Here is an 8,796-nt window from a genome sequence, read left to right on the forward strand (position 1 = left end):
ACAAGTAATATTGTTGTTTCTTGATCGTTACCACCACTTCATCGAGATGCCATTTATCGGTGAGGGAGGGTCGTTTGCGCCGAAGCCCGTTGGCGTATGGCTACCCAAATTTCTGACACCATTCCCGAATCGTTTCGTACGTCACCTCGATGCCCCGGTACAGCATCATCTTTTCAATATCCCGGTAGCTCAGGGGAAAGGTGTAGTAAAGACAGACACAATAACTGATGATTTCGCCAGGAAAGCGATGACGAGAGTACATGAACCGGGAGCCGCGAACAAGGTGGAATCAGTCCGATTATTCTACCTCAGCGTTAACTTGACAATACCCTGGCAACTTACAGACATTTTCTAATGGGTAAGCCATAGCGTAGGGGCAGTTCGCGAATTGCCCCTACAGGGATTTGTAGTTTGTCCAAGTGGAAATTGCTGTAGACACAGGAGAAGCTAATCAACATTCAAGCTGTGTAGAACCAATCAGTCAGCATAGCGATAGCGACGCTCGAAATAGCGCTGGACAATGTCCAGTAGAGTGGTCAATGCCCAATAAATCAGGGCTGCCTCTAGTAAAATCGGTAAGACCACCGCTGAAGCAGAGCTAATCTGGTCGGCAATACTAGTCAATTCTTCAACGGTGACAACGGAAGCCAGAGAAGAAGCTTTTACCACGTCAATCAAAGAATTCCAAATGCTGGGAATGGCTCGTCGCCAAGCTTGCGGCAGAATCACATGCACGAATGTGTCAAACCGACTTAAACCCAATGAGGCTGAGGCTTCCCATTGTCCTCCTGCGATTGAGAGGATTGCTCCTCTAAAGGATTCAGAGATATAGGCTCCAAAGTGCAACGTTAAGCCGATGACGATCGATTGAAACGGTGTAAACCGGACGATGCCTGCAAAGCCAAAATAAATGATAAACAGTTGCACCAGTAGGGGCGTACCGCGAAAGAACGAGACATAAAGGCTTGAGAGCCACTCTAGCACTCGGACTTCGGACAACGCCAGGAGCGCAACGAGCAGTCCCACAAGCAACGCGAACACAACCCCAAGAACACTGATCCAGACGGTCATCAGTGCGCCTGTGAGCAACAAAGGCAGAGAGTCAATTAAAAGATCAACGACTGACATCTTCACCAAACCATGTGTTTGAAATATTTGCCAGTGTACCGTCTTGTTTGATGGCGTCTAGTGCCTGGTTTACCTGATCGCGCAGTTCAGTGTTGTCTTTACGGAACACAAGCGCCGTTGTCTCTCGAGTGAAGGGTTCACCCACCGATCTCACCCGATAGTTCGCTTCTTGCAGTTCAGTCAGGACGTAGAGGCGATCGTTGAGTGCCGCATCAACTCGATTTTGCTGAAGATCGGTCAATACCTGAGCAATGCCTTGATAATATTTCACCTCAGCCCCCGCTTCCTCTGCTGCTTTAGCAAAGTTGCTACCCTGGGTTGTACCAACGACTTTACCGCTGAGATCATTAACGCTTTGAATATTTTTGGGGTTGTCTTGGCTGACCAAAACAACCGCACCCGACACGGTATAAGGCTGCGAAAAGGCATATTGCTGCTCGCGCTCAGGTGTAACCGAGACTTGATTCGCAACAAAGTCGAATCGTTTTGCATCTAGAGATGCCAGCATACTTTTCCACTGCGTCGGTACGAACTCAATCGGTCGTCCTAGCCGCTTCGCTACTTCTGTAGCAATGTCGATGTCGTAGCCCGTCAATTCATTACTTTGAAGATCTCTGAAACTGAAGGGTGGATAAGTTCCTTCTGTTCCCACCGTTAGCGGTTGATCCGTACTAGCGCCTGGTGAATCACTAGATGTATCAGTCGAATTAGATCCGCAAGCTGCTAGCACTACTGCACTGCTGCTTGCCAGCATCAGTAGACGAATAAACTGCGATCGCGTTAGTTTCCTAATCATTAAATTAGGCTTAACCATGACACTGCCCTAATAAAAGTAATTAACCTTAAGTTGTAAAACAAAAGGAAATGGCTCTCATTCGTTATAATACGGTAAGATTATCAATTTACCGTATTATGCTGGAAATTGTATCTGTGACTTCTACCTTTCGCTCTAGGAATACCAAGCAGTCAGGTGGAATTCAACGTAGGATGCGTCAGCGTAGCGTAACGCACAATTCTTTAGATCGCATGATATTGATATTCAGACTGATTTGAACACTGTTATTCCAGTGAATGTTGTTAGTGCAGGCAATCCTAACTTGCAATCCTCAAGGTTTTCATGCTTTGCTGGCAGCCTGAATCTTGTCAAACGTTGCTTCGTCTGCAAAGAACTGCTTCTGAATCAGATCCCATCCTCCAAAATCTTGAACGGTGAACAGAGTTTTGACTTGAGGAAACTTCGATGCTGCCTCTGCAACTACATTAGGGTTGACAGGACGATAACCTAACTGGGCGAATTCTTGTTGAGCTTCTGCTGAGTAAAGGAAATCGACAAACGCTTCTGCAACTTCTCTAGTGCCATGTTGATCAACGTTCTTGTCTACAACGGCAACAGGGTTATCGATCGAAATATTCACCTCAGGGATTGTATAAGGCAATTTCTGACCATTCATTTCAGTCAAAATAATCTCATTCTCGTAATTAATTAAAACGTCTCCCTGACCCTGGTTGAAAAATAGATTAGTCGCCTCACGGGCATCTTTTGTTAGTACAGGGACATTTTTATAGACTTCAGTAACATACTCCAGTGCTTGACGCTCATCACTTCCTGTTTGGGTCATAGCCCCCCACAATGCCAAGAACTCCCAAATCCCAATACCAGACGTTTTGGGGTTAGCCGCAATCAGCTTCACATCGTCTTTCGTCAAGTCTGCCCAAGTCTTGATGCCTTTAGGATTGCCAGGGCGAGTGACAATAGCCGCTACCGATCGCGTCACAACACCATTTTTGGGGGCTTCTCTTTCCCAACCTGCTTCAATCAAACCGGCTTGTTGGATTTTATTAATATCAAGGGCGAGTGCCAGATGTACTACATCTGCTTCTTGTGAACCTTCAATTACAGCGCGAGCTTGCGCACCAGAACCACCGTAACTCTGCTCAAAACTGACATTTTGGTTATGTTCTCTCTTCCACTTCTCAACAAATTTAGGAATGATTCGATCGTGAGCGGCTTCAGTAACCGAATAGGAAACTAACCTTAGCTTGACATCCGGTTTAGCGGCAGAACTACTTTCACAGGCAGCGATCGTCGCGCTCAAGCTAACGCCTAGCAAGAATAGGCAGACAAAGTGCCACAAAGAACGTCGGTTTAACTTATTGCCTATCGATCGTTGATACCACTGTCCAATAACCTGCAAAGCTTGAAAAATGTAAGTCTGAATTTGTGCAATCGAGTACATCATCTTAAACCCTGTCTTAGCCAAAACGCCCACTAATATACTCTTTAGCTTCTTGAGTACTAGGAGAATCAAAAATCTGTTTGGTAGGACTAAACTCCACTAATCTTCCCCGACGCTTACCGCCAGGATCTGTCTCTGTATTAAAAAATGCAGTCAGATCTGAGATCCGTGAAGCTTGCTGCATGTTGTGGGTCACGATGATAATCGTGTATTGTTCCTTGAGTTCTAGGCACAGATCTTCAACCTGTTTCGTTGAGATTGGATCGAGAGCAGATGCAGGTTCATCCATTAGAATCACATCTGGCTTCATGGCGATCGCCCGTGCAATGCAAAGCCTCTGCTGCTGTCCTCCAGATAAATCCGTGCCCTTTGCTTTCAGCTTATCTTTGACCTCATCCCAAAGCGCAGCCCGGCGTAGAGATTGCTCCACCAATTGGTCCATATTTCCCTTATAACCATTGGAACGTGGACCAAAGGCAATATTTTCATAAATTGACTTGGGAAAAGGGTTTGGTCTCTGGAACACCATTCCAACTTGACGCCGGACTTTTACCGGATTGATCTTGGGATCGTAAATGTTTTTTCCCTGGTAATTGATCTTGCCCTCAACTCTAGCGCCAGGGATCAGATCGTTCATGCGGTTGAAGCAACGTAACAGCGTACTTTTGCCACAGCCTGAAGGTCCAATAAAGGCAATGATTTGTCGTTCAGGAATTTCCATATTGACTTCCTGAAGCGCCATAAAATCACCATAGTAAACTTTGACCCCTCTGACGGCAAAAGTCGCTGTATCTAGCGGATTTAGGGTTGTATTGTCCGATCGCATAGGTATACTTTCTAGGGTTGTATTACAGTTGAAATTTGGAGTTTGTAGAGGCTGAGTTTGAGCAAGTTATTTGTTGCGGTACAAGGTTCTACTAATAAACTCGTCTGTACAGAAGCAACAACAAATGTTTTATTTCAGTAACGAGAAGCGATTCCGCAGATAGATCGCCACACCATTGAGAACCAGCACGACAAACAATAAAACAATGATGGTTGCTGCGGCTGCGTTAACAAAACCAGGTTCAGGGCGAGTAATGTAACTGTAAATCTGAATTGGCAAAGCCATAAAGCGCTGAAACAAACCAGGATTGAACGTGAGAAAACTTACAGCTCCAATGACAAGCAGAGACGCTGCATCACCGATCGCCCGCGAAACGGAAAGGATTACTCCGGTTAAAATTCCTGGAACAGCATAAGGTAAAACATGATTCCATACCGTTTGCCACTTGGTCACACCTAAGCCGTAGGACGCTTCTCGTAGGGCATTTGGAACAGCTCGAATCGCCTCTCTGGCAGTCACAATAATGATGGGCAAAGACAGCAGGGACAACGTTAGTGCGCCAGTAATCAAAGATGGGCCAAAACCCAAGAGATAATAGAAAACACCTAGCCCCAGCAACCCATAAACGATCGAAGGAATTCCAGCCAAGTTGGCAATGTTCACCTCGATAATATCTGTCCACCAAGCCTTTGGTGCATATTCTTCAAGATACAAAGCCGCTCCTACTCCGATAGGAACGGAAACTAACATGACTAATAGCCCTAGAAGAATGCTGCCAAAAATAGCAGGGCGTATTCCCCCGTCGTCTGAAAAACGAGAAGGGGTGTCAGTTAGAAAACCAGGCGTTAGCAACCTAACGAAGCCATCCTTAAACACGTCAATCACTAGGAGGGCAAGAACGACTAAGCCTATTGACAAACCAATTAGAAAGAGAATTTCAAAAACCTTGCCGATCCTCTCTCGTCTCTCTAGCTGCGGATTGAATTCCTTTGCTTGTTCTTGAAGATCATTCTGATAAAAAGAAGTCGCCATGATGTATCTAGTACTTTTCTTTGTAGCGATTAGCAATCCAATGACTGACAATGTTTAGAGTCAGTGTCAGCAGAAACAAAACAGCTCCCACGGCATACAGTGTGTTGTAATTGAGGCTGCCACGTGGGCTATCTCCACCAGAGATTTGAGCCATGTAAGCGGTCATGGTTTCCACCGTTTGAAACGGATTAATGCTGAGCCGCGGTTGTTGTCCAGCAGCAATCACAACAATCATCGTTTCACCAACCGCTCTAGAGATGCCTAGAATAATCGAGGCAGCAATCCCAGAAAGAGCCGCAGGAAAAATCACTTTGTTAATGACTTCCAGTTTTGTGACTCCCATCGCGTAAGCGCCTTCCCGTAATGAGCGAGGCACAGATTGCAGGGCATCTAAGCTAATAGAGGCAACGGTAGGCATGACCATGACCCCTGTCATTAGCCCAGCGCTAAGGGCGTTAAAGACTTCCAGGGGAAGAAAGTTCCGCAGTGTGGGTGTCACAAATAACAGAGCAAAGTAACCAAAAACAACTGTAGGTACTCCCGCCAGCAGTTCTACAGCAGGACGTAAAATCCTTGCCACTTTAGCTGAGGCGTATTCGCTTAAGTAGATAGCAGATGATAAACCTAGAGGAATGGCAACAAGCATGGCGATCGTTGTCGTCAATAGAGTGCCATTAATTAAAGGCCAAATCCCAAAACGTTTCTCTGCAAATAAAGGTGTCCATTCGGTGTCGAGAAAGAACTGCGCGAGTGAAACCTCTTGGAAAAATTGAAAGGTTACTCGAAAGATAATAAAAACAATTCCAAAGGTAGTGAGTACGGAAACTAACGCGCAACCGAATAAAAGTGCTGCAATAATCTTTTCCTGAATGTCTTCGCCTGCTTTTCTTTCAAGCGATCGATTATCTTGTCGATCCAATTCATCTCTAGCAGTTGTGTTTTGCATAGCACTTAGAAAGCTGTTGGAGAGCGTGTTAAGTAAGTAGAGTGAGTTTATTTAAAGTTCTTGTTCGATCGCAATTCTACTGAGTAAATTCACCCGTACAAAAGTTAAAACGAGAACTATCCTAAAGGAGATTCGTGATCGGTTCGCCCGGCTTTGCATCGTTGAATTCAGAACCTGTTTCACCAGAGGCAAGCTTTTGTTTAACTTTAGGGTAAGCTTCATCGGGTAACGCCACATAACCAACTTGATCAACCCATTTCCAAGAATTCTCAATATAGAATTCAACAAACTCCTTCACTGCGGGTTCGTTGTCCAAAGACCTCTTGCTGACATAGATAAAGAGGGGACGAGACAAGGGTAAATAGACATTCTTCACAACATTGTCTAGAGGAACTGGCGTTTCACATGTTCCTTCTGGACTTTGCACAGCGACAAGATTCAGTTTGTCTTGGTTTGCCAGATAGTAAGATATGCCAACGTACCCTAAAGCACCTGCATCTCCAATAACCCCTTGCACAAGGACGTTTTGATTGTGACTCGGAGTGTAATCTGTGCGGCTATTTTTAGCTTTGCCTGTGATAGCCTGCGTGAAATAATCAAAGGTTCCAGTATCAGAAGCTGGGGCATAAAGCTTTAACGGCTGATCTGGAAATTGTGAATTAACTTGGTTCCAGTTGGTTACTTGATTCGCTGATTCAGCGGTCCAGATCTTGTTAAGTTCCTCAATAGTCAGGCATTCAGCAAAGTCATTTTCACGATTAGTAATAACCGCAATGCCATCTAGAGCGATCGGTAGCTCTACAACCTCAATACCCTTCTCTTTACACGTTTCGATTTCTTCATCTTTAATGGCACGTGAGGCACCAACAACGTCAATGTCACCGTTGCAGAACTTGCTGATGCCACCTCCAGTGCCACTCGAAGCAACACTAACCTGAGCATCAGGTCTAGCCCTTTGAAATTCTTCTGCAACAGCTTGATGAATAGGAAAACCTACCGCTCCACCATCAACACTGACTTCATTTTTCTTTTCTTCTATGCTGTTACAAGATGTTATACCAAAGGTGAAAAGTACTATTAAGGATGTTAGTGAAGCTTGGGATCTTAAATTTGGCTGCGGTAGAAGGTTGGGCTTACGAGGTGGGCGGTTGGGCGTAGGGTTGTGCATAGACAATGACTACAAAAGATCTTTCATTGCGTTCTTAATTCAGCATCCTAGGTGAGCCAGAAGATTTGCCTAGTCGTAAAAAGTTTGGCTCCCATATCGGCAGTCCAGTCAAACTGGGAGATGTCGCTATTCTCTGAAAGAGAGGTTGCGAGCGCCCTAGTTTGCTTAACTGCATTGGTATAGCAGTCATAGTTTTGAAGCTAAGTCAAAAATCATCAGCGATTCAACCGTTAAAATACTAAAACTTGAGCGGTTTACCGTAGTTTAACGGTATACAAACTATTGTTTACACTCATCTCTCTAAAGGATTAACTTAACAAGCCGTCTTGACTATTCCAATCCTGGGGATAGTCGGTGTGGTCGCTTATCAGCAGTTGCAGAATACTCTCGATAGACAACCAAACTACGAATACCCTTCCACCTCCCGCCAGAATGCAGCCCTAGCGCAGGAGCCAGGAGCCAGCCAACTAGCCCCTGTGATTGAAGTGCAAAGCGGTGATGTTCTGCGTATTCAAAAGGGGTGGCGCTCAGAAACGCTAAGGCTATGTGGGATTGATGCCCCTGAACTAGAGCAACCCTTCGGAACAGAATCGAAGCAATACCTGGAACAACTAATCCATTGAGTGAATAGGCAGATTATCTTAATCCCTCATGGCAAAGACAGGCAGGGCAGAACGATTGCAGAAGTGTTCATCTCAGCCCAAAATGCAGCGAATCCAGAAGAAGAGCGGTTCATTAATGCTGAAATGGTAGCTGGTAGCCTTGCTTATACCTATCCAGACTTTGTTGAAGATTGCTATAACGGCGATGTTATTGCCGAGGTGGAAGGACAAGCCAGCCAGCAGCAAGAGGGGGTATGGTCAGATCCTGCTGCACTTCCCCCTTGGGTTTGGCGACAGCAACATTCACGGTAAGGTCGATCGCAGCTTTTAGGCAATACCAGGGGGAGGCGATTGGAACTGAATGTAGAGGGTTGTTGAAAGACTTGATCAAGAAGGAGTTGAGTTAATGCGCAGGCGATCGCCCAATGCTGCCGACCCTGAGTATTGGCTAGACACTGAAAAACGCAAAGTGCGAGATTCCGTTATTCCTGCGAGACGGTCGGCTTAGACTTTTGAGAAGTATGTCTCCATCGCAGCACTTCAACCACCCCATGATGCGCTGCAGCAGCGACTTAAGAAACACCATAACTTTCCCTAACTTTTAGGCATCGTCAGGGCCGAGGTTAGCGAATACATTGATGTACATGAGGAACGAAACGGGAACCACACAACGAACCCAACACGCTCCCTCTACAAAAGCTTGAAGTCACTTCACAACCTGCTGCATGTAGTCTTTCCCAGACGGCATCAGCCAGTGCAACTCCCACCGGAAAGCTCACAACCTGCAAGGCTCCAGCCTGGGCAGATTGCTCTGCAGTGTTGCGCTTCAAACTGCATCAACTCATAAACATCCAATT

10 protein-coding genes are annotated in these 8,796 nt (G+C 45.6%); 3 read left to right on the top strand and 7 right to left on the bottom strand.

Going from position 1 to position 8,796, the window contains the following annotated elements; translation table 11 throughout:
• The coding region (locus H6F93_RS35575; protein ID WP_206755692.1) for a hypothetical protein at window positions 1-355 on the top strand (355 nt) is incomplete at its 5' end.
• A 122-nt stretch (window positions 356-477) separates the two neighbouring features.
• On the opposite strand, the gene H6F93_RS01060 is transcribed toward H6F93_RS35575, so the two are convergent.
• From H6F93_RS01060 to H6F93_RS01090, 7 genes are all read right to left on the bottom strand, one after another.
• Window positions 478-1,128 carry an amino acid ABC transporter permease gene (locus H6F93_RS01060; protein WP_190678438.1) on the bottom strand — a complete coding sequence of 217 codons (651 nt, stop codon included), beginning with the start codon at window positions 1,126-1,128 and terminating at the stop codon, window positions 478-480.
• Window positions 1,115-1,924: a transporter substrate-binding domain-containing protein gene (locus tag H6F93_RS01065; protein WP_206755693.1), complete on the bottom strand. Its 810-nt coding sequence runs from the start codon at window positions 1,922-1,924 to the stop codon at window positions 1,115-1,117. The genes H6F93_RS01060 and H6F93_RS01065 overlap by 14 nt, the downstream gene beginning before the upstream one ends.
• Window positions 1,925-2,243: 319 nt before the next feature.
• The gene (locus tag H6F93_RS01070) at window positions 2,244-3,368 is read right to left on the bottom strand and encodes a sulfate ABC transporter substrate-binding protein (RefSeq protein ID WP_190646590.1); all 1,125 of its coding nucleotides are present in this window, start codon (window positions 3,366-3,368) and stop codon (window positions 2,244-2,246) included.
• A 13-nt stretch (window positions 3,369-3,381) separates the two neighbouring features.
• Window positions 3,382-4,191: a phosphate ABC transporter ATP-binding protein PstB gene (gene pstB, locus H6F93_RS01075; protein WP_190678440.1), complete on the bottom strand. Its 810-nt coding sequence runs from the start codon at window positions 4,189-4,191 to the stop codon at window positions 3,382-3,384.
• 129 nt (window positions 4,192-4,320) lie between these two features.
• Entirely contained in the window at window positions 4,321-5,223 is a 903-nt protein-coding gene (gene pstA, locus H6F93_RS01080) for a phosphate ABC transporter permease PstA (protein ID WP_190678443.1), read from the bottom strand.
• A 7-nt stretch (window positions 5,224-5,230) separates the two neighbouring features.
• Window positions 5,231-6,169 (bottom strand): phosphate ABC transporter permease subunit PstC, encoded by a 939-nt coding sequence (gene pstC, locus H6F93_RS01085; protein WP_190678445.1) that lies wholly within the window; start codon window positions 6,167-6,169, stop codon window positions 5,231-5,233.
• 121 nt (window positions 6,170-6,290) lie between these two features.
• Entirely contained in the window at window positions 6,291-7,337 is a 1,047-nt protein-coding gene (locus H6F93_RS01090; RefSeq protein ID WP_190678446.1) for a PstS family phosphate ABC transporter substrate-binding protein, read from the bottom strand.
• A gap of 326 nt (window positions 7,338-7,663) precedes the next feature.
• On the opposite strand from H6F93_RS01090, the gene H6F93_RS01095 reads away from it, so the two are divergent.
• Both H6F93_RS01095 and H6F93_RS01100 read left to right on the top strand, forming a co-directional pair.
• A complete protein-coding gene (locus tag H6F93_RS01095; protein WP_190678447.1) occupies window positions 7,664-7,960 on the top strand; it encodes a thermonuclease family protein in 297 nt (98 codons plus the stop codon).
• Window positions 7,961-8,251, top strand: coding sequence for a thermonuclease family protein (locus H6F93_RS01100; RefSeq protein WP_190646596.1), 291 nt, complete (start codon window positions 7,961-7,963; stop codon window positions 8,249-8,251).
• The last annotated feature ends 545 nt before the right edge of the window (window positions 8,252-8,796 follow it).

Origin of the sequence: Leptolyngbya sp. FACHB-671, assembly GCF_014695745.1 — a bacterium.
In the GTDB taxonomy this organism is placed as follows: domain Bacteria; phylum Cyanobacteriota; class Cyanobacteriia; order Elainellales; family Elainellaceae; genus JAAUTN01.

Excerpts from the sequence above, each read along its gene's own strand:
- H6F93_RS01070 (WP_190646590.1), bottom strand. The coding sequence starts at position 3,368 with ATGATGTACTCGATTGCACAAATTCAGACTTACATTTTTCAAGCTTTG.
- H6F93_RS01060 (WP_190678438.1), bottom strand. The coding sequence starts at position 1,128 with ATGTCAGTCGTTGATCTTTTAATTGACTCTCTGCCTTTGTTGCTCACA.
- pstC (WP_190678445.1), bottom strand. The coding sequence starts at position 6,169 with ATGCAAAACACAACTGCTAGAGATGAATTGGATCGACAAGATAATCGA.
- H6F93_RS01090 (WP_190678446.1), bottom strand. The coding sequence starts at position 7,337 with ATGCACAACCCTACGCCCAACCGCCCACCTCGTAAGCCCAACCTTCTA.
- pstB (WP_190678440.1), bottom strand. The coding sequence starts at position 4,191 with ATGCGATCGGACAATACAACCCTAAATCCGCTAGATACAGCGACTTTT.
- H6F93_RS01065 (WP_206755693.1), bottom strand. The coding sequence starts at position 1,924 with ATGATTAGGAAACTAACGCGATCGCAGTTTATTCGTCTACTGATGCTG.
- pstA (WP_190678443.1), bottom strand. The coding sequence starts at position 5,223 with ATGGCGACTTCTTTTTATCAGAATGATCTTCAAGAACAAGCAAAGGAA.